The organism is Mesorhizobium sp. 128a, assembly GCF_053848025.1.
Genome location: NZ_JBSPKY010000108.1, coordinates 1 through 374 on the forward strand (window position 1 = coordinate 1; position 374 = coordinate 374).

1 protein-coding gene is annotated in these 374 nt (G+C 67.1%); it reads left to right on the top strand.

The window, feature by feature from the left end:
* Nucleotides 1-374, top strand: a 374-nt coding sequence (locus ACWTU9_RS33285) for a proline dehydrogenase family protein (RefSeq protein WP_455862027.1), incomplete at both ends; no start/stop codon positions are given.

The following is a 374-nucleotide window of genomic DNA, read 5'->3' on the forward strand; positions in this document are numbered from 1 at the left end:
GCGCGCATTCCGACCTGCTGGCCTATCTGGTCCGCCGGCTGCTGGAGAACGGCGCCAACTCCTCCTTCGTGCATCAACTGACCGACGAGGATGTCGAGCCGGAAGACATCGCGCGCGATCCGCTGGAAACGGTGGAAAGCCAAGGTCCCGCTGCCAATCCGGCGATTGCCAGGCCGTCGCAGATTTTTGGCGCCGGCCGCCGCAATTCCAGGGGATTCGACATCACCGACACGGTCACGTTGGCGGCCATCGACAAGGCCAGGGCGGCGTTCGCCGGGCCGGCCCTCTGGCATGCCAAGCCGATCACGCGCGCCGCCGGCTATGGCAAGCCACGTCCGGTCGTCAATCCGGCCAAGCCCGACGAAGTGGTCGGG